At 43.9% G+C, this 22,763-nt stretch carries 9 protein-coding genes; all 9 read right to left on the bottom strand.

What is annotated here, in order from left to right:
- Nucleotides 1-274 precede the first annotated feature (274 nt).
- Nucleotides 275-1,417 (bottom strand): HAD-IIIC family phosphatase, encoded by a 1,143-nt coding sequence (locus MTBBW1_RS02430; protein WP_080798653.1) that lies wholly within the window; start codon nucleotides 1,415-1,417, stop codon nucleotides 275-277.
- Nucleotides 1,417-2,622, bottom strand: a complete 1,206-nt coding sequence (locus MTBBW1_RS02425; RefSeq protein ID WP_245809251.1) for an acyl-CoA dehydrogenase family protein — start codon at nucleotides 2,620-2,622, stop codon at nucleotides 1,417-1,419. The genes MTBBW1_RS02430 and MTBBW1_RS02425 overlap by 1 nt, the downstream gene beginning before the upstream one ends.
- A gap of 81 nt (nucleotides 2,623-2,703) precedes the next feature.
- The gene (locus MTBBW1_RS02420) at nucleotides 2,704-2,955 is read right to left on the bottom strand and encodes an acyl carrier protein (protein ID WP_080798648.1); all 252 of its coding nucleotides are present in this window, start codon (nucleotides 2,953-2,955) and stop codon (nucleotides 2,704-2,706) included.
- A 145-nt stretch (nucleotides 2,956-3,100) separates the two neighbouring features.
- A complete protein-coding gene (locus tag MTBBW1_RS02415) occupies nucleotides 3,101-3,955 on the bottom strand; it encodes a 3-hydroxyacyl-CoA dehydrogenase family protein (protein WP_080798644.1) in 855 nt (284 codons plus the stop codon).
- Between the two features lie 373 nt (nucleotides 3,956-4,328).
- Complete coding sequence (locus MTBBW1_RS02410; RefSeq protein WP_080798640.1) at nucleotides 4,329-4,715, bottom strand: type II toxin-antitoxin system VapC family toxin; 387 nt, start codon at nucleotides 4,713-4,715, stop codon at nucleotides 4,329-4,331.
- Nucleotides 4,712-4,936 carry a hypothetical protein gene (locus MTBBW1_RS02405; protein ID WP_080798637.1) on the bottom strand — a complete coding sequence of 75 codons (225 nt, stop codon included), beginning with the start codon at nucleotides 4,934-4,936 and terminating at the stop codon, nucleotides 4,712-4,714. Before MTBBW1_RS02405 ends, MTBBW1_RS02410 begins: the two co-directional genes overlap by 4 nt.
- 24 nt (nucleotides 4,937-4,960) lie before the next feature.
- On the bottom strand, nucleotides 4,961-9,610 hold the full coding sequence (locus MTBBW1_RS02400; protein ID WP_080798635.1) for a type I polyketide synthase: 4,650 nt from the start codon (nucleotides 9,608-9,610) through the stop codon (nucleotides 4,961-4,963).
- A 43-nt stretch (nucleotides 9,611-9,653) separates the two neighbouring features.
- Nucleotides 9,654-17,327 carry a type I polyketide synthase gene (locus MTBBW1_RS02395; RefSeq protein WP_186441044.1) on the bottom strand — a complete coding sequence of 2,558 codons (7,674 nt, stop codon included), beginning with the start codon at nucleotides 17,325-17,327 and terminating at the stop codon, nucleotides 9,654-9,656.
- Nucleotides 17,328-17,331: 4 nt separating this feature from the next.
- A partial coding sequence (locus tag MTBBW1_RS02390; RefSeq protein WP_080798630.1) for an acyltransferase domain-containing protein occupies nucleotides 17,332-22,763 on the bottom strand: 5,432 nt, incomplete at its 5' end.

Genomic DNA, 22,763 nt, shown 5'->3' with positions numbered 1-22,763 from the left:
TTGTTTCTCCAAAGTCTTCATTATATTCAAATTCAAATTTAAATATAAATCAATTATTTAGACTATAAAAATTTAGGGTGGTGTCCCAAATATGTTGATGAGCTCTTCACAAACCTTGATTCAGCAGGGCTTTCACAAAAAGATATCAACACTTTTATGACACTACCAAAATTAGATAGAAGAAAATTAATGTTTTTAAAAATATATGACATAAATAAAATAAACAGTCCCTCTCCATACATGAAGAGGGGGTGTTTGAAGTTTTGTATAGTTACTAATCCTCAAATTTCAATGTCAGGTAGTCAGGATAAGCCTGTTCATGGGTAAGGTCATTTTCAAAGATAATCAGATCATCTTTCTCATCAACTTCTTTAAAGTGATTGAATTTATAAGTCATGTACATCATTCGGTTACGATCATTTTTTATCATCTCGGCAACAAGCTTTACTCCATTTTTACGGGCTTCATTTCTTACATAGTTGATAAGAACCGTTCCCACACCCCTTGTCATGACACGGCATGACATGAGAAGAAGTTTTATAAGCCATGTGTCTTCTGTGCATTCTATTAGTACCAAACCAATTTTGCCGTAGGTACCGTATTTATCATCTAATCCCGCCATTATGAGGCGGTGTTTGTCTGAATGGCGGAAAAAATCCAGCTCTTCATGGGAGTATGTATAACCTGTGGTGTTGAGCTGGTTGGTACGCTGGGTAAGTTCCTCGGCACGTTTCAGATCCTCTTCACGGGGAGTGCCTATGGTAAGAACCATTTCAAGGGTTGATAGAAAAGCATCCTGGGGGCCTTCAAAATGCTCTTCCACCTGTTTTCTTGCAATGTCAGCCAGGTACATTTTTCTTCTTTTTCCGGAATCCTCGGTGATAAATTTGGGATTAAACTCAGGAAGTTTAAGCATTTTATCAACCTCAAGGGCATCAATGCAAATGACAGAGGGGAGGGCAAAGGCCACCTCTTCCCTTTCAAAGGATTGATCATCAACAAAGGCAAGGGTATCAATGCCTATGTTGATATCCTTTGCAATCCTGTCAATAGATGCAGATTTTGGGCCCCAGTTGATCTGGGGATATAAGAAATATTCATCAATACCCAGCTCTTTAAGTTTTTCCATGGCAAGTTCATGCTCGTTCTTGGATGCAATGGATTGCAGGATACCCCGTTTATCCAGAATGGCCATTGCATCTTTTACTTCAGGACGAAGGGTGACATTGTTGTCTTCAAGGAGGGTACCGTTCCAAAGCGTATTGTCCAGGTCCCACACCACACACTTTATTTTACGCTCTTTGTGTTCTTTTATTATGGCTTCTTTCTGTTTTTCATCCTTGGCCGTGGCAATGGCTGTTTCTCCAGTGATGGCCGTTGCAGTTATTGAAGCATCACCATTATGTACACTGCTCATTATTTTTTCCCTTCCTGCATTTTACTCATCTGATATTTTTGGTATCCATACCTTGAAATTATAATCTGCTGCATCTGGTTGCTGCCTTCAATGATCTCCATGATCTTGGCATCACGGAAATAACGCTCCACAGGATATTGGTCGCTGCATCCATTGGCACCATGGATCTGTACAGCATCACCTGCAATTTTAACTGCGGCACGGGATGCAAAATATTTGGCCATGGAGGTCTCCATGATAAGTGATGGATCACCTTTTGCTTTAAGGGATGCAGCATTCAGGCAAAGCATACGGGCTGCACTGGTCTGGGTGATCATATCAGCGATCATCTCCTGGATGAGCTGATGTTCCTTTATGGATACTCCAAACTGTTCCCTTTCATTGGTATAAGAAAGGCAGGCATCAACACATCCCTGGGCAATTCCCAAGGATCCCCATGCAATGCAGAACCTGCCCTGATCAAGGGCAGCTCCGATCACATGGGAGAAACCAAACCCGGGACGTCCCACCATATTTTCACCCGGAATAATGCAATCATCCATGCGAAGTTCGGCAAGCATTGCAGACTTAAAACCCATCATGCCGGATATGGCCTCTGTTGAAAATCCTTCACTTTCCCGTTCAACAAGAAAGGCAGTGGGTTTTTCGTCAAGCTGGCCAAGTATAATAAAAAGGGATGCCACCTGGCCAAAGGAGATCCACCGTTTTCGGCCATTTAACACATAAAATTGGGCAGTGCCTTCATCCTTTGAAGAAGTTTTTTCATCAGAGGTATAATCTTCTTTTAAGGTCGCAACTGTTTTTGCATTTCTGGCGTCACTTCCGGTCTTTATCTCGGTAAGACCAAAACCACCTATGGTTTCTCCGGTTGCCAAACGGGGCAGCCATTTGTTTTTCTGGCCCTCGGTACCCCATTTCACTATTGCCTGTATCACCATGCTGTGAACAGTAAGAAGAGATAGCAGAGAAGCACTTTCATGACCAACCTCTTCACACAGAAGTCCCCAGCTAAGGGGATCCATCCCTTTTCCGCCATACTGCTCAGGTACCAGTGCACCTAAATATCCCTCATCTGCAATGGTTTTAATCAGATCCATGGGGGTTTCCTGCACTCGGTCACATTCTGCAGCCGTTGGAGTGATATTTTGTTTCACGAATTCCCTAAAAATTTTCTGTGCCTCTTTATGTTGGGCACTCAGTTCCATATCCATGATTAATCCTTATCTTTTGAAAGTGACATATTGGCAATTTTAAGCAACAGGATAGTGAGCAATAGAATAAATTTTCTATGCTGTAACTTCCAACTTTCTTTCTATAAATCCATGGATGGCGTCAAGGGATTTAAAGTTTTCAATATCTAAATCTTCGTTTTCTACTTTTAAACCATACTCTTTTTCCACAAAAAGCACCAACTGCATTGCAAACAGGGAGTTGACCATTCCAGATGCAAAAAGATCAAGATCCGGTTCTATTGTGTCGGTGTTAAGATATTGTCCAACAAACTCTTTTACTTTAGGCATAATTGATTCGTTACTCATAAAAATATCTCACTTTATTTTAAAATCTTTAATTGTTTAAATGATTGCTTTGAATTTTTGTATTATATTATTTATGTCAAAATAGTAGGTTTTGATGCTTCCTAAACTTTCATTTTTTGTTGCGTCATATCATCTAATATGAATGTTAGTAGGAGTAAAAACCTTTTCCGCTTTTCCTGCCAAGGAGTCCGGCATCCACCATTTTTTTCAAAAGGGCACAGGGGCGGTACTTGCTGTCATTGAAGCTTTCATGGAGTACCTCAATGGAGTATAAAATAGTATCAAGGCCAATAAGGTCTGCTGTTTCAAGGGGACCCATCTTGTGGCCAAAGCATTTTTTGAATATGTCATCAACATCCTTGGCTTTGGCAACATCCTCCTGCAACAGAAACACTGCTTCGTTTATTGTCAGCATGAGAACACGGTTTGACACAAAACCAGGGGAATCATTAACTATGACCCAATCTTTTCCCATGCCGGTTAGCATCTCTTTGGTGATCTCAATGGTTTCTTCTGAAGTGTGCCATCCCTTTATAACTTCAACGGTGGGTTTCATTGGAACCGGATTCATGAAATGGATGCCGATAACTTTATCTGGGCGTTTGGTAAGTGCCCCCACACGGGTGATGGAGTAGCAGGATGTGTCCACAGCAAACACGGTATTTTCAGGGCAGACCTCATCTAAGCGTGGATAAACTTCGCTCTTTGCTTCCCATTTTTCCACCACATTTTCAATAACATACCAGGCATCTTTAAGTGGTTCGTAGTCCTTTGTGAATTCAATTCTTTCAAGTATTGTTTCCGGGGAATCAAGTTTGCTTTTATCCTTTTGCATGAAAGCCTGAAATCGGACACTGTTGTGTATATTCGTTCGTGCCTTTTCAAGGGCTTCGTCAGTGATATCAATTAATACAACATTAAAATTTTTTTGTGCCAAATTTTGTGCCACTCCGCTTCCCATTACTCCGGCACCAATTACGCCAACTGTTTTTTTGCTCATTTTTACTCCTTATTTAGTTTCTCAAAGTCGACACCTATGATCTTGTAAGCCTTGTCAACACTGTCTGAATCAGGATTCCCAAGATTAACAGGATAAGGCAGGATTATCTATCCTGAGCATCCTATCCATCCTGGTTATCCTGGTTCAGACAACTGCAATAACTTCTGAAAAAGCAATAAGATGTCGATTTTGAGTAGTTTGGTGCTATTAAAAACTATAAAATTAATTTTATTATTAATAATTGTATTTTTTGTTTATTTTTAAATAATTTTACTTAAAAAATATTTTATTTGACGGTTTGATTTCGAAGCCATATATGGCCTTAAAATAATCACTCGGTTTTTAGAAAAATATCATTGGTTTTAAACCCGACTTACCATATTCTCTCCACACCATAAGAATCAAACATGGTGTCGCTGCTCACTACCGGTATTTCCTCCACCAAAGATTGTGCAATAATCAAACGATCAAAAGGATCGCGATGGTGAAACGGCAAACTAATTACACATTCAGATTGTAACACTGTTATAGGCAAAAGCGTAAAGTCGTTTATTCGCAACTGTCGTTCCCAAAATAGTGCAAAAGGCTCCGGAAGTTCATATTTGCCGATACTGATCTTGATCGCAATCTCCCAGATACTTGCAGGACTGACATAAATCAAACCATCCTTATCAACGATAGTTACATTAGCTTTGTCGCTTAACCGGGGATCATCCAGAAGAAACCAGAGTAGTGCCTGCGTATCCAGTAAAATGCTCATGGCATGTAATCCTTGAAGTCATTCAAGTGTTCGTCATCTTCCGACAACACACGTAGAATCCCTTTAGCACTTCCTGGTTTTCTTTTTTTCGTGATAGATGTCGACTCATCCGGTAATAAAACAACCAAACGGACAAATTTTCCATAAGCATGTTGAAACTCATCCGGCAAATGAATCTGTCCGCTTTTATCAATGGTTGTTTCAAATTCTATGGCTTGCATGGCTTCCTCCTTTCATCGACATTCTTATCTTTCCATTGCATTGGTTGCTAAAAGCAGCTTCCCAAGGGTAGTAAGAAAGTAAGCTTCATCAGGCATTTTCTCATAACGATTACGCAGTGATGGAATAATAAGCTTATCCTTTCTTTCATGTGATTTTGGATGCTGCATCACAAAACTGCCAAGACTCTGGCCAGGTCCTGTTTCCAGCAGTATCCGTCCCTCTTCCTGCATTAAATTTTCTATGCAATCGGCAAAACGAACAGTCTGGTATGTGTGCCGTGCCCAGTAGGATGGATCGGTTGCCTCTTCAGGTTTTATCCATGTTCCGGTTACATTGGAAAGATATGGAATTTGAGGTCTATTAAGTTTGAACTCCTTCACAAGCTCTGTCAAAGGTTCCTTGAGTGGTTCCATCATTTTTGAATGGAAGGCATGGGTACCAGGCAGTCTTCTGCTGACAACCTCTTTATCCCTTAAATATTGTTCCAGTGAAGATATGGCATTTTCAGGGCCGCCTGCAATACACTGGTTAGTGGTGCTTATAATGGAAATTGAAAGATTTTCTCCAATATCGCCAAGTTTTTCAAGCATAGGAGCAAGTTTTGATTCAGGCAAGGGTACTGCAAGCATAACACCCTTGGGCAGCTCTTCAATGAGCTGGGCACGCTTTGTAACAAGACGCAGTGCATCTTCAAGTTCCATTACACCTGAGAGGCAGGCGGCACTGTATTCTCCAATGCTGTAACCAAGAAGGGCAGTTGGACGGATACCATTGGTAAACCAAAGCTTACCAAGGGCATATTCAATTATAAAGATAAGGGGTTGCAGATGAACTGTCCTGTTTAAGGCTTGATCCTCCGGATTGATAGAAGGGGCACTACCCCTTCCCAGCATTGCCCTGAGATCCAGTTTTGGGGCAGGTGCGGCTTTTTTGTCATCTACCTTATTTTTTTGTTTTTTTTCGTTTTCAGGTTTTGGTGGGTAGAGAACATTTTTAAGATTTAGGGAAAACTCTGAATAAATAAAGTCAAAACATCTATCCATGGATTTTTTGAAAACTGGAAAATGGTTATAGAGTCCCTGTCCCATCTTTAGATAATGATCTCCAACGCCGGGAAATGTCATGACAACACTGCGGGAAGTGTCAGGCAAAACAGCGGAAAAGATTCTTCTTTTATTTTTTTCCTTTAAAACAGTTTTAAGATCTTCACTGTTTTCAAAAACCACCATGGAGCAATGTTTTCCCCTGGGAGTCCAGGGTGAATCATCTTTCAGGGATTTTTTTATGATTAAAAGTCTGTTTTCTCCATCGTCATTTTCTCGATCACCAATTTCTCGATCACCACCCTCCAAACTTTTTGATTTGCTATCTTCATCTGTTTTTTCAGTGTTCTCCTCCAGCTTTCCAAGCAGTATATTCCATTCTTTCTGCAATGCCTCTTCATCATCTGCACCCATGAGCATAAGTTTCCAATCTCCGGCACAGGAGGCCACTCCAAAGGTGTGGTTTGTAGAAGTGTTGTCAAGATTAAGTTTACCTGATTCAGCATTACCCTGGACAATGATGTCAGGATCAGAATTCTCTGCATCAACTAAATTTGAAGGTCTTGCTGTTAATTGCTCCGATTGTGGTTGTGGGGTAACTCCACGTTCCATGGTTTGTTTCACAAATGCCAGTTGCTGTGCCACCACATTGGAAAATATACTATTTGCGGTCTCAATCTGGTTCTTCATGATTCGGGTTATAGCAGTGGAAGCGGCTGCTGGATGTTGTAAGGGGTTTGGATTTTCCTGCTCCCTGGGGTTTGCAGTTTTTTGGGGTTCTTCATCAGCATTTTTTAAAATTATGATGGTATTATCCATGGATCTTTCTGGAATCTTTTTGGATATTTCCTGAGTTTTTACACTATTTTTTTCCGTTTCAGAAGATGGATTAAACCAGAAGGCTTTTCCCTGGAAAGGATAGAGTGGAATGGAGGTTTTGTTCCTTATGTAACCGGAGTCAAAACCTTTCCAGTTCACATTAAATCCCATGGTATAAAGGTTACCCAAAAGATCCAGGCTCCACATCCATGGATCATCATTTTTAATGGAAAGAATCGGCATTAACTTAAAGGAAACATCTCCTTTAGTTTCCAACTCTTCGGTTGTGAGGAGTATCTTGTATTTATCGGGAATAGTCCCAGTGGCCAGTGCAATGGTATTTTGGACGGGGTTTTCTATAGTTATGGTTGAATCTGCTATTAACCTGTAATTTTGCCATTTTGATGGAGGCACCGGTTTTCCGGTTGACTGTGAAAGGATGATTATCCTTGGTGAACTTCCTGTTATTTCATCACCTTTCAGGATTTGAAATGCCTGTTCCAGGGTAAACACACCGGCACAGCAGGCCGAAGTCAGCTCCCCGATACCTTGCCCCATGACCATTGAGGGATTAAGTCCCCAGCTTTGCCACATCTTTAGCATTGCATATTGGGATGCAAAGTTTTGCAAATGATCTGGTTTGTTTTCCAAGGGATTGGTTGCAGAATTGGTTCCAGGATTGGTTGCAGGATTGGTTGCAGGATTGGTTGCAGGATTGGTTGAAGAATTGGTTGAAGAATTGGTTGAAGAATTGGTTGCAGGATCGGTTGCAGCTCCTTTGAAAATTTCCCTACCCAAAATTTTACGGCATATATCAGAGCATTTTTCAAGAGTATCCTTAAGAATTGGCTGTTTTTTGGCCATGGTTATTACCTGGTCAACTGCGATGGATTCAGTAAAAAGGCACGCAATTGCACCCATGCCCCCCCTCGGCACCTCTCCTTTATGAATAGAAGTTGGTAGTTCTGGATCGCCATCATGGGAAGTCAGATTTTTTTCCAGATCTTCCACTGTTGAAGCTCTAATGGTTAGACGGTATTTAAAATGATCCCGTCCTGTATTTGAACTGTAGCAAATGTCCCCAAGGTTAATATTCAACACTCCATGTTTTAGATAATCTTGCCAGGATTTAACAAGGGCATCCATGGCCTGGCTACTTTTGGCAGATAAGGTAAGGATATGGAGGGGTCTCTCAATGGTGCCTGGTGTGGGTGTTTCATCAAGGCCAATACTGGTGTCTGTTTTGCCGGTTTCATCAAGGCTAATACCGGTGTCTGTTTTGCCGGTTCCATCAAGACCAATACTGGTACCTGGTGTGGCGGTTCCATCAAGAGCAATTGAGGATGATGGTGGCTTTGGTGCCTCTTCTACAATGGCGTGAACATTTGTTCCGGAAAGGCTGAAGGAGTTTATACCTGCCCGACGGGGACGTTTTTCATCCCTTTTCCATGGAATGGGTTTTGTGGGCACCTCCACATAAAATCCTTCCCAGGGGATTTTGGGATTGGGAGTTTTAAAGTTGGGCTGGGGAACAATTTTTTCATTTTCCAGCATCAAGACAACCTTCGTAAGACCGGAAAGCCCTGCTGCCGCACTTAAATGGCCGATATTGGCCTTGACGGAACCAATCCTTAAGGGGGCAGTCCTTAAAGATGAATTGTCCGGGGAATCTGGAGGTGTAGCATCATCTCTTTTTTTTCCAGAGTCCACATGGTCATTCCCGAAAACCGCCCGCAGAGAACCGACTTCAATGGGATCTCCCAGGGTGGTTGCTGTACCATGGGCCTCCACATAGTCTATATCCTGTGGATTCAGGCGTGCCTTTTGGAGAGCTTCTCTAACCAGGGCTTCCTGGGCAGATTCATTGGGAACGGTGAGACCGCTGCTTGGGCCGTCATGGTTCATTGCTGTGGATTTAATGAGAGCACGTATATGATCTCTCCTTGAAACAGCATCCGAGGTTCGCCTTAAAACCATTACAGCCACACCTTCCCCCAGTGCAAAACCGTTGGCCCTTTCATCAAATGTGAAGCAGCGTCCATCAGGGGAATAGGAGTTTGTCTTTGCAAGGAAAATCTGCATGGGCGGAGTTAAATTTAGCTGGAGACCAGCCACTATGGCAAGATCACACTCCCTGTTTTTAAGGGCCTGACATGCCTGGTGCATTGCCACCATGGAGGAAGAGCAGGCAGTATCCACTGCAAATGTGGGGCCATGGAGACCAAGGAGGAAAGATAAACGTCCAGCAGCAAAGCAAAAACCGCTTCCGGTTCCGGTATAGGCCTGGATATGTTCCGGAGCACCTGCAAACTGCATTATAGCATAGTCGTTCTGGGTAATACCTACAAATACACCGCTTTTGGATCCCCGCAGTTCCGATGGAGCCTGGCCGGCATCCTCAAGGGCATGCCAGGCAACTTCAAGCAGAATACGCTGCTGGGGGTCAATGCGTTCTGCTTCCATGGGGGATATTCCAAAAAAGGAGGCGTCAAAGTGGTGTATATTATCCATGAAACCACCAGATTTGTTGTTGATTTTTCCAGGGGCATTGGGATTGGGATCATAAAAATCATTAATATCCCATCGATCAGGGGGAACTTCCCGTATGGTCTCCATTCCACTGGATAGAATATCCCAGTATTTATCAAGGGAATCAGCTCCAGGAAAACGACCGGCCATGCCCACAACTGCAATGGAATCATTCTTTTCCGCTTCAATTTTATCAAGTCTGCCACGAAGTTCTTTTATTGCAAGGGCTGCTTTTTGAAGGGGGGAGAGACTGCTTATATCCTTTCCAGTGGTATTACTCATTTATCCTTATTCCTTTTTTAAAATCCATGGGCTTTGTTAAGGTCTATAAATCCAAAAGATCCCCAAGTTCTCCATCAATCATTTTGGAGAGTTCATCATCGGACATCTGGGTTATATCTTGATCTGCCTCCAGGGTATTTTTTGATTCAGTGTTTTGCTGTGACCCGTGGGAAGATTTATTTTCTAAATTTTTTAAAGATGAATCCACAGGTTTTTCCGTGGATGGCTCAGATGAATCTTCATTGTTTTCAATTTTTAGTACATTTTCCAATATATATCCTGCCAATGTACTTACAGTTGGGTATTTAAACAGAAGTGTTGTGGGCATTGCTTGTCCCAGTTCCCTTTGAAGGGCATTTCTAAGCTCTATGGCAGTCAGGGAGTCCATTCCCTGGTCAAAAAAGCCCGTGTCTTCTTCAACCCATTGGGATGATTCAAGGTTAAGAATTATGGCAGTATGCTCTTTTAGTAGTTCCATGATTCTTATGTGGCGTTCTCCAATGGGAAGTTGCTGAAGTTCATTTTTGAGAAGTGTGGATTGATCTCCTTTATTTTCCTTAAGCAGATCCACTCCATCTGAAAGAGTACCTTGAGCTGAAAGATTACCTTGCCCCCGATTATCTCCGGACGGGAAAGAATATGAAAAAGTATCAATATTGTTGTGTGCGGATTTTGCCCCATGGGACTTTTCATTTAAGAAATGGGCAAACATGGGTCTTTTCCCCATTTGCGATATAAAAAGGGGCCATTCCATGGGAGCTACAGTGACTTGATTCACTGGATGGTTAAAAAGGTAATCAAGAACCTCCAGCCCCTGTGATGGTGAAATGGTGCCTATGCCCTGCATGGCAAGCTGTTCACCTATTTTTATGTCTGCTGCCTGGCCGATCTGTGACCATGCCCCCCAGTTTATGACCATGGCAGGCAGGTCAAGTTGACGGCGATACAGAGCCAAGGCATCCAAAAATCCATTGGCAGCAGCGTGGGAAGCCTGGTTGGGCGGTACAAAGTGGGAAGCCATGGATGAATATAGTATGAAGAAATCAAGCTCAAGCTCAATTTCAATGGTTGCAAGGTGTGTGTTCCATCCTCCATTTACCTTGGGTGTAAGAACATTTTTAAAGCGTTCCCACTCCATGGAGGCAATCTGACCATCATCAAGGTGCCCTGCGGCATGGATTACCCCCCTAAGGGGTATGCCATCCTGGGGGGCATGGGCAAAACGTATAAGATCCCGGGTTTGTTTGGGATCGGAAATGTCGCAGGTTTTGATTTTTATGGTGGCTCCCATGGATTCCAGGGCTTTTATCTGTTCCTGTACACTAAAAGAAGGCTCGCTTCGACCTGCAAGAACTATGGTGGTTGCTCCCTTTGTCTCCACAAGCCACTTTGCTGTCAAAAATCCCAATGCCCCCATTCCACCTGTAATGAGATATGACGCCTCCTTTTTCACATTAATGGGGGAGGATTCTCCATTGTATCTGTGCAGTCTAAGGCCGTGCCAAACTCCGTTTCTGAGTGCCATTGGTTCTTTTATTTCGGTTTTCAACGAAGAGGTGGTCGATTGTCTCAGTAGCAATTGGGCAAGCTGTTTCAGTGGATCTCTTTCTTCCACGCTTGATTCCACACCTGGAACATCTCTGCCTGAAACATCTCTACCTGAGACATCTCTACCTGAGACATCTCTACCTGAGACATCTCTACCTGAGACATCTCTACCTGAGACATCTCTACTTATCACGCCTGTATCTGCCAAATCAGCACCTTTCATAGATGATGATTGAGTTGCTTTATTTGGTTCCCTGTGAAAAAATTGTTCCATTGGCGGAAGATCCACTATTGTACATGGGATCTCCGGGTATTCATAGGAGAATACCTGGGCCATTATAAACATGGGGGTATTGAAAATATTCGTTTTTTTGTCATCTTTCCTGCCCTTTTCCATGACAGGAGCAGCACCACAGGTTACAATGCAAAGCTCCGGCAGCACTGGCATGTTATCCTTGATTATATCCAGGGCCTTTGTCAGATTAAGAAAGGCATGGCAGCTTTTGTGATTTGGCATATTGGTGCTTGCATCACCTTCAAAGTAAGGGTTTGCAAGGTATAAAATGGTGTTAAAATTTCCAATGGAAGCTATCTTTTCCGCAATAAACTCGCTTGTTTCAAGGGTCAGCATTGCTGCATCTAATAAGTAATGTTTATCCCTTTGATGACTCTCCCTTAGGCAATGTTCCCTTTGGCAGTTCAGGAGCGGGGCCAAAGCTTCTCCCATGGCCATGTCATGGGAAATAATAAGATATTCAGGAGAGTTGGGGGAAACTATTTCGGAATCATTTCCAAAGGATTTTCCAGCAACAATTAGAGATTGCCCCACTATATCTCTGCCGGCGGCCTGGTCTGGTCCCACAACACCAAGTTTGTCAAAACCTTGGGTTGTAAGTACATTTTTCCATGTTTCAATATCCATTAAAGGGTTATTTTGCCGCAGCTTAAGGTCGTTAAATCTCCACCAGCCATCTGTCATTCCAAATGTAAGATCAAGCCAGGGCTGGACAGTTGTTCCCTCAAGGAGAAGAAGCATTCCCCCCGGGACAAGGAGCGTATTAACATGGGCAAGGGTTTCACCCATATCACGGGTGGCATGGAGTACATTGGCTGCAATAATGATATCGAAGCTACCCGCCGCAAAGCCCTGTTCAAGTGGATCTTTTTCTATGTTCAGCACTTTATACTCCATAAAACTGTATTGGCTGAATCTTTTTTTGGCATTTCCAAGAAACATGGGCGTTATATCTGTGAACGTGTAATGGCTTCTTTCAGCGGGAAGACAGTGTAAAACATGGGCAGTGGTTCCCCCGGTTCCTCCGCCTATCTCCAGGATGCGTACCTGGTTTCCTTGCGGCAACTGTTTAAGTGCATTTGAAAGGGTTTTTTCAAGGAGGGAGTTCACTGCCCTGGCACCTGGAGAATCGGTATATAGACGGGTTAGCACACTCATATCCCCCCCGGGGAAAAGAAGCTGAATTCCCTCCTGTTCACCCCTCAAAACCTCTTTTAGACCGTTTCCGCACCTTTCAATGAGGGTGAGTTCAGCCTCTGCCTGGGGGAACTCCTCTTTCATGTCAGAAATTAGAGCCAAAGAATTTTTATGTGCAATCCCTTCCCCATGGTTGGCCAATATGGTTATAAGGCGGTCAAAGAGGCGGTGGTGTTCCGGTATAGCCTCCAGTTGTTGAAGAAGCTTCTCTCTTTTTTCAACAATATTTTTAATATCACACTCGCTGTTTAGGAATGGGTTTTTAATAATTTGTCCATTTACCTCACCCCCCAGCCCCCTCTCCATCACTGGAGAGGGGGAGTTTGGGAAAATTATTTCAGACTCATTCCTTAATACACCCGAATCAAGAAGGGCATCCCGTACATAAGCTGCCACAAGGGTATTTATCATTGGAAACAGCTTTTCATAAAACATTACACTGGGAAGGGCGCTTTCCATCTGGGGCATTAGATTTGATGTGAGTGTTTTAGGGTCAGGAAGCCATGGCACTTCAGGCTGCCACATGGGCTTTGTTACCCACACCATCTTATAGAGCCAGTCTCCAAGGGAAAAGGGAATCTGGATTTTTAGTATTTTAGGATCTGTTTGTTGGAAATATAAACCTTCAACTTCTGCAACAACACCGCCGTTATCATCCATTAGAACAAGATCTGTTGTTACAATGTGTTCCTGTTCCTCTGCTCCTTTTCTCATAAATACGGCACACCAAAGTGATGATGATGGTTTTTTGTATTGACACAGGCGGTCAATGGCAACGGGCAGATAGGGTTTTCCACGGCTTAAAAGGGGCACTCCCCCTGTCTGGAATGCTGCATCAAGGAGAACCGGGTGTAACTGAAATTGATGGGGTCCCATGGTTACCCCATCCGGAATTTGAAATTTTGCAAGTATAATACCCTTTCCCTGCCACAGTTTTTCCATGGCTTTGAATTTTTCTCCATGGGCGATACCAGCTTCATTTGTTTTTCTGTAATATTCAGAAACAGATATTGTGGTGGTGCATGTTTCCTGCAAATGTTTCAGGGAAACAGGGGGTAAAAGTGGTTTTGAGATATCATTTTTTGAGGGATAAGTTTCTGAGGGATAAGTTTTTGAATGATCAGTTTTTGAGGATTGAATTTTTGAAGATTCAATATAACGAAGCTGCCCGTTGGAATGGCGTGTCCAGCTTTTTCCAAAGCCGCTTACAATTTCAAAATCATATCCATTATCCACCTGTTTTAAAATCACCTGAATGCTTTTTTCTTCACCTGCTTCAGGTAGCACCAAGGCCTGGTGGAGAGAGAGGTTTTCAAGGATAATGCCTGGTTTTGTTTGGATAGTTGTGGATACTGACCCCTCTCCCTGTCGTTTCAATGGGGATCTATCCATATTGAGCCTAACTGCTGCTTCAAGTGCCAGTTCAACATGCCCTGCGGCAGGCAAAACCACTGCTCCAAATATCTGGTGGTGGATAAGCAGTGACATTGTTTCCACATCAAGTGAAGGCATGAATATATGGGTATCCTGGGAGATTGCAGGTGAGTTCAGGGATGTGCCAAGGAGCATTGTATCCCCTGGTAAATTTTGATCAACAGAGGATTTGTTATATGTGTTAAAGAGCTTGTTGAATTTATCAGGTTGTTTGTTATATTTTCCATGAAGTTTGTTATATTTATCAGGAATTTTGGGGCTTATCCAGTCTATCATGTAACTGCGACGCTGGAAGGGGTAATTGGGAAGCCTTATGTAGGCCTGGCAGGAATTATCATTACCCCTTGGGCAGCTTTCTTTTGAATCCATGGAATTTTTTTCTAAATTTGTTGGATCCCCTTTTCGATCTCTTGAAGTTCCTTGTATGTCCAAAGGATAATTTTTAAAATCAGTGGCATTTCCCGTAACAGCAGGCCAGTTTATATCAGAACCCTTTAACCATAATCTTCCAAGACTCTCCAGCATCCTTGGCCATGCACCATGTCCATAACGCAGGGAAGGAAGCCACAGGCATTGGGACGCCATATCCATATCCAGATTTTCGGCAATATCGTTGCCCAAAGCACAAAGGGTAGGTTTTGGCCCTATCTCCACAAATGTACGGTAGCCGTCCTTTAGCATCCTTTCCATGCCCCGGGCAAATCTCACCGGAGATATTACATGTTGTACCCAGTAATCAGGGGTTGCCATCTCCCTGCCCATGGGTTCTCCAGTCATATTGGAATAGATGGGTATGTTGATTTCATTAAAGGTAATGGAGCCGGCAATTTCCCTGAAACTTTTTAGCATGGGTTCCATCATGGGGGAGTGGAAGGCGTGGGATACCCTTAAAGACTTGGCTTTAATCCCTTGATTTTCAAGTGTCTGTGAAAATCTATCCACCGAAGGGGAGGGGCCTGACACCACAACTGATTCAGGGCCGTTTATGGTTGCTATAACCAGGTCAGGGGCATACTCTTTTATCCTGGCAAGGATTTCCTTTTCATCAAGGGGGATTGACAACATGGCTCCGGGGTTACACATGGTTTCCATAAGGCGACCCCTTTGGGATATGAGGCGGATACCATCTTCAAGGGAAAAGATTCCAGCTGCACATGCTGCGGCATATTCTCCCACACTGTGCCCGAGAAGGGCATCGGGGCGGATACCCCAGGAATCCCATAATTTGAACAGGGCATATTCCAGGGCAAAAATGACAGGCTGGGTTATGGAAGTCCTGTTTAAACCTGAATTTTCATCTATAATACTCCCATTCGGTGAATATAAAAGATCAACCAATGAATCAATTAGGTATGGTCTTAGCAGTTCATCACACTTGTCAATTGCCCCGCGGAAAACCCTTGAATCCCGATATAGAGATATGCCCATATCCTTATACTGGGAACCCTGGCCGGTGAATAGAAAAGCAATTTTTTCAGGAGCAGCTCCTGCACGGCCTTTTATGGTTATATCGGGGGGTGAGGTTTGGCCTATCTTTTCTTTTTCAAGGCAGGAGATATCCCTTGATATAACTGCCATCCTCCAGGGAAGGTGGGCACGCCCCGTTGATGCTGTATGGCATAGGGCAGGCCAGGATAGATCACTCCAATTCTGGGATACTGAATGTTCCTGGTACCTGATCAGCAGTTGATCAAGTGCAGCATCATCCTTTGCAGAAAGCGGTAAAATATGCCAATGGGTACGTAATCTGCCCAAAGTTGATTTCACGGTGGTGGCAGAGTCCTTGGTATTGTCTCTGTATTCCCTATCTTTTTTGTTGTCTATTATATTGTTATTTTTATTAGTATTGGTATTGCAGTTAGTATTGCTGCTGATATGGTTTGACAAAATTATATGGGCGTTGGTTCCGCTGAAGCTGAAGGAGCTTACACCGGCAATCCTGACGGGATTATCCCAGTTGGTAAGCTGGGTTGGAATTTTCAGGGGAAGTTCTTCCCAGGGGATATGGGGAGTGGGTTCCTTCAGATGAAGATGGGGAACAATCTTGCCATGGTGTATCATCATGATAGTTTTTATGAGTGCTGCAACACCTGCGGCAGCCTCAAGATGACCTATATTTGTTTTAACCGATGCAATTTTAAGGGGATTGTCCATGGAGCGATTGTCTCCATAAACCTTGCCAAGAGCCCGAACTTCAATGGGATCTCCTAAAGATGTACCTGTGCCGTGTGCCTCCACATAATCAACCTGTTCCGGTGTGATTCCAGCATATTCCAGTGCCTGTTTGATCACCTTTTGCTGGGAAGGGCCATTGGGTACGGTGAGACCTCCGCTGGGGCCGTCCTGGTTAACCGCTGATCCTTTTATAACGGCAAGAATGGTGTCTCCATCTTTTTCAGCATCGGACAGTCGTTTGAGGAGAATAACCCCGGCACCTTCTCCCCTTGCATATCCATCTGCTGATGCGTCAAAGGTTTTGCAGCAGCCATCTGGTGAGAGCATCCTGGCCTTGCTGAAATTGATGTGGGTTTCAGGGCCGAAAAACAGGTTGACCCCTGCGGAAAGTGCCATGTCACACTCCCCAAGGCGAAGTGCCTGGCAGGCAAGGTGGGTTGTAACAAGGGATGATGAACATGCTGTATCCACAATGAGACTTGGGCCGGTCAAACCAAATGTATAGGATAGACGGCCTGCAGTGACACCAAGGGAGCCACCTGTACCTGCATAGGGGGTTATAAGGTCTGGATCTGACCAGAGCAGATGGGCACCATATTCAAAATTGGCAACTCCTGCGTAAACACCTGTACGGCTTCCATAGAGCTTGTCCGGAGGGATATTGGCGTTTTCAAATGCTTCCCAGGCCAGCTCCAGCAAAATCCTCTGCTGGGGATCTATGGTGGCAGCTTCACGAGGTGACAGGCCGAAGAATTTAGGATCAAATTTGTCAATATCCTTAAGAAATGCACTGCGTCGGGTACACATCCTGCCAGGGGCATCAGGATCTTCATCAAACCAGGCATCGGCATCCCAGCGATCTGCCGGAATTGTTTCTATGGCATCATATCCATTGGATAACTTTTCCCAAAATTTCTCCGGTGTGTTGCATTCTCCTGGAAAACGGCATGATACCGATATAACAGCAATGGGTTCTTTCTGTTTCTGTTTCAGGGTATTCAGTTTTTTCTGCATATCCTGCAGGGCGATAAGAGCTCTTTTGGTGGCGGACAGGTCTGTGGTGGTCATGGGATTATGAATGATCCTCCAGTTTTTCAAGTTGTGCCAGAAGCATGGCTTCGGCTTCATCATCTGATATCTCTTGTATATTTACAACCTCATCCCCATCGCCAGGGGAATCAGAATCCTTTGCACTATTTTGCCTGGCCGTTTCTACCCGATATCCATTGGTTTCATCCAGATATCCATTGGTTTTTCCATCAGATATTTTTTCTGCATCAGGCCCTTTATGCTCCGACAGTTTTGATAAAAGGGCTTCATCAAGGAAGTAGGTGGTCAGGGTCTCAATGGTGGGATAGTCAAACAGCAGGGTGGCACTTAAAGGTGTTTCAAGGTGTCTTTGTAGCTGGTTTTTCATCTCCAGTGCCATGAGGGAATCAATGCCTATATCAAAAAGTGGGATACGGGGAGCCACGTCAGAGGCCTCCATGCGTAGTACTGTACCCACAAGTTTTTGAAGGTGTCTATTTAAATGTACCCGGCGTTCCTCTCGGGATAGAGGGGCAAGCTGCTGGATAAGAGATGCCTTTTTATCATTAGCCACATCATTATTGTATAATTCTTTATTAATACAGCGTTCAAGAAATGGAATTTCATTTCCCCTTGTATATAGATCCCAGGCAGCGGTAATTACAACAGCCTGGGAAATTCTGTCAGGGTGGGTTTTATTCATATTATGATCATTGAAGGCCATTGAGAGAAGTCTGCCCAGGGTTTCCATGGAAGAGTCAGGTTCCATGGGATAAATTCCCTGGTTCTTCATCTGCTCACTGAGTTTGGGATTAAGGCGGGCTGCCATTCCAGCCTCTGCCCAGGGGCCCCAGTTTATGCTAAGTCCCGGCAGTTCCAATGCTCTGCGGTGATCTATGAGGGCATCTAAAAAGGCATTGGCAGCACCATAGTTACTCTGCCCGGCACTTCCCAAAACAGAAGCAATGGAGCTAAAACATACAAAATGATCCAGGGTATCCAGGTCACAGGTTAACCCATGGAGATTCCAGCAACCAAGGGCCTTGGGTTCCATGACCTTTTTAAGGGTATCATCGGTCTGGTCACCAATGAGGGCGTCATGGAGCTGGCCTGCAAGGTGGAAGACCCCCCCAATGGCAGGTTGCTTCATGGATATCTCTTTAAATATACGGGCAAGCTCATCCCCATTGGAGATATCCACGGAATAGTATATGGGTTCTGCTGATTTTTCCTTTAGCTCATTTAATGCCATATGTATGGGGTTGTTCCCATGTGTGCTGTTATTGTGAATATTTGCATCACTATTATAATTATTGTCATTATAGACATTGTCGGTATTGCCATTATAAGCATTGCCGCTATTGTCATTATCACCAGTGAGGCTTACAGGGGTACGTCCTAAAAGGGCAAGGTGGCGTGCTCCCTTTTCCACCAGCCAGTCAGCAAGCTTTATACCCAGTGCCCCCATGCCACCGGTTATAAGATATGTTTTTTCTTTATCTATTAAATTATCATCTGTTTTAAGGGAGCGGTTTTTAATAACGTGTGTGACGGGTACCAGCCTCGGCACATGGGCATGGCCATTACGCCATGCAATTCTGTTTTCCGTTAAGGGGAGTTCAATGGTTTCCATGAGATATCTGGCACATTGGTCAGGTTGTGTATCAGGGGGTATATCCACACAGGTTAAGCCAAAAGCCGGCTGCTCCTGGGCAGCAGATAGGGAAAGACCCCACAGGGCTGCCTGTTGGGGATTGGGAATGGTATCCTGGAGGGTTGCCCGGCAGCTTCCACAGGTGGTTACCAGTATGCGTCCTGGAAGATTCTCAATGGGAATAGATACCTTTGTGAGGGATTTCAAAATATTTAAAAGAGTTTCTGTCTCATGATTAAGGAATGGATTTTTAATAACTTGTCCATTTATCTCACCCCCCGGTTCCCTCTCACAGAGTTGCAAGGGGGAGTTTGGGAAAGTTATTTCAGACTCATTCCCAAGGTCATTTTTTTCATCAGTTTTAATATTATTCCATAGAAATATTATTCCCCCCAGGGGGCCGCAGGCGGAAAACAGCATTTCAAAGGGTCTGGAGGATGAGATTGTATTGGATGAGATTGTATTGGATGAGGTTGTATTGGATGCTGTTATATTAGATGCTGTTGTATTAGATGAATGTGTATTAGGGTTAATGGTAAAAAGATTTGTATAAAGCTGTTTTAAGGCATCTCCATGGAGATCTGCCTTTACTGTTATGGTGGCAATTCCCCTCTGTTCCATAAGTTCAGCCGTTGCTTTACCAATGCCATCTTCATCAGTAAAGATAAGCCATGGTTTATCTTTTCCTGAAATCATTTTTAAAGTTGACCCGATATCCTTTGATCCAGGCTGGTTTTCAGAGCTATGGTCTTTGTATTTTTCCCAGGATATTTTGTAGAGGCTTTCATGTTCCTTGTCTGATTTTTGCAGAAGGGCAGTGCGGGCGGCCTTCCTTCCCTCCAGGGCAACAAACTTTGCCACCGGCATGTAATCTTCCTGTGAATAGATTTCAATATCGCCAATCAGGCGGTTTTCATCCTGGTGGGTTAGCCTTGCATGGACAATGAGTAAGGGAATACCTGATACAGCTCTATAGATGTGGAGTTCTCCCATGGAAAAAGGAATAAATGTTTCATCAACTTCCATGGAGCGGGTCATCACCATGGCACCAAAACAGGAGTCTATAAGTCCTGGATGGATTTCATACTTAGATGGATCGTCCATAACATTGGAATCCATATTTAAAACAAGCTCTGGCGGAGCAAGGGTTGCAATAACTTCATCCCTTCCCCTGTGCAGACTTTTGAGCCATTGGTAGGATGGGCCAAGAACAATATGGCGTTCCCTTTGCAGGTTATAAACTTCATTTACAGGGATCTCTTCCTGGCAGCTTTTACGGATTTCATCTAATTTTTCTTTTATCTCCTCTTTTGTAATCTCCTTTTTTGTAATATCCTTTGCGTTAATATTCTGGAGTTTATTGTAATGAGCCTGCAAATTTTCTGTGCTATCCATCTCCATATTGACATTGATGCTTTCCATACTGTTTGTAATAACAGAGCCCTTTGCATGGAGAGCTGACTGCTGGCCACTTTCATCTAAGCTGATTAGCCTGAAATCCATCTCCCCATTGTTTTTTGGGGTTGAAATTGTTAACTGGACAGGCACAGCATCATCTTCCGGCACAACAAGGGCCTGGGGGAAAAGCACTTCCCTTAGAGAAAACGGAAAAGAGTTGTGAACAAGTATTGCTGCTGAAATAAGAGATATATGGGTGGCTCCGGCCACAACCAGTTGTCCAAATACACGGTGGTCATTCAGAAGGGGTATTCTCCTTTGGTCAAACATTGTTTCAAAAAAGGTTGACTTCAATAAGGGAGATTGGAAACAGTTCATAAGCAGGGGATGATCCAGTTGGCTTAACCCCTTTAATGTGCTCCTTGGACTGTCCACTTCCACCTCTTTCCAGTAAGGGCGATGTTCAAAGGGGTAGGTGGGTAGTCTCAAGTTTTTATCAACAGTGGCAATGGAGTGGTTCACAGCTCCAAAATTTACCACACCCCCATTGGCCCAGTAGCATCCAAGGCTTTTAAGAATTGTACGCCTTGGGGGAGTTTTGCGACGTATGCTGGGAAGCCATAGGGGAGCCGCATCTGATTCCTTTGTTGCTCCCTTCTTTGTTGCTCCCTTCTTTGTTGCTCCCTTCTTTGTTGCTCTCTGCTGTGTTGCTCTCTCCTTTATTGCTCTCTCCTGTGTTACTCTCTCCCGCATTTGGTTTTCTGCTATCTGTCTTGCCATACTTATAAGGGTGGCCGAGGGGCCTATCTCAATAAATGAGCCATGGCTGCCCTTTAGCAGGGTGGTGATTCCATCGGCAAACCTAACAGGGGAACGCAGGTGACGTACCCAGTAATCTCCTGTGCCAATCTCTGTGCCCGCAACCTTTCCTGTGATATTTGAAATTATCTCTATCCTTGGGGGTTGGTAATCAATTTCAAGTGTTCTCCTGTGAAAATCATTTAGTATGGGATCCATAAGTTCAGAGTGGAAGGCATGGGACACCGGCAGGTGTCTGTATTCAATTCCCCATTCAGTAAAGGTTTTAAGGATGGACTCAACAGATTCCCTTTTACCTGAAATAACAGTGTTTTTTGGGGCATTATATGCAGCAACCGATATATTATGGGAGGTTGCTGCATTATGTTGCAAAATAGCCTGTTCAACAACCTGGGACGATGCAAAAATTGCTGCCATGGCTCCTTCCCGTGGCAGATCCTGCATGAGGCGTGCCCTTAGGGCAATCAGATAGAGTGCGTCTTTAAGGGAAAAAACACCGGCAATACAGGCCGCAACGTATTCCCCCACACTATGTCCAATCATTGCCGAGGGTCTTATTCCCCAGCTCATCCAGAGCTGTGCCAGGGCATATTCCATGGCAAAAAGGGCGGGCTGGGTATAGCCTGTGCTATTAAGAAGTTCCTCCCTTTCATCATCGCTAAGGATTGTTTTCCTTTTATCACCGCTGAGAAGCTCTTCCCTGTCATCACCATTCAGAAGTTCTTCATTGTAATTGCCGCTTCCATAGAGCAGTTCAAGGATGGGTATCTTGAGATGAGGTTTAAGTATTTCATCGCACTGATCCATTGCTTTTTTGAAAACAGGTTCTGTATCGTAAAGCTCTTTACCCATTTCCAGATATTGGGAACCCTGACCGGTAAAGAGAAATACCACACGGGAGATATCCCTGCTTTGTTCCATTTCTGTTATTTGTAGGTTATCCGTATAAATATCCTGTGTATAATCGGTGAGAATATCCCTTGCCATCTTTTTATTGTCGGCAACCAGGGTCATTCTATATGGAAATTCTGTTCTGACTTGAGCTGCGGTGGCACAAATAATGGGCCATTCAGGATCATTTTTTGGGATATGGCCATTTTCTCGTATATGGTCATCTATCCTTGTCTGGTCATTTTCTTTTGTCTGGTTCTTTGGCTGTAACAGTGGGCCGTTGATATATCGACGTGCCATCTCCTTTAATGCCTTTGGGGTACGGGCTGACAGGGGAAAGAGGTAAGCTTTTTCCATTTCCCGGGGGGCTTTTTCCATCTCCTGGGAGCCTTTTTCCATTTTCCGGACACCTGCTCCCATGCCCTTGGTGTCCCTTTCTTTACCCTGGATGAAACCGATGGAGGGACCCTTTACAGACTCAATACCAGATATAATCATATGGGTATTGGTGCCACTGAAACCAAAGGAGCTGATTCCTGCTACACGCTCTCCATCCTGCTTCAGGGGCCATGGAATGGGAGCTTTAGGTATATGAATGGGGATTTCCGACCATGGTATCATGGGATTGGGATCATTTAGATGTAGATGGGGGGGGATAAGCTCCCTTTGAAGGGATAAAATAACCTTTATGGCACTTGCAATACCCGCCGATG

It is taken from the genome of Desulfamplus magnetovallimortis (genome assembly GCF_900170035.1).
GTDB lineage: Bacteria > Desulfobacterota > Desulfobacteria > Desulfobacterales > Desulfobacteraceae > Desulfamplus > Desulfamplus magnetovallimortis.
Note: the sequence above shows the minus strand (reverse complement) of the source record. Positions and strands in the feature narration are given on the sequence as shown.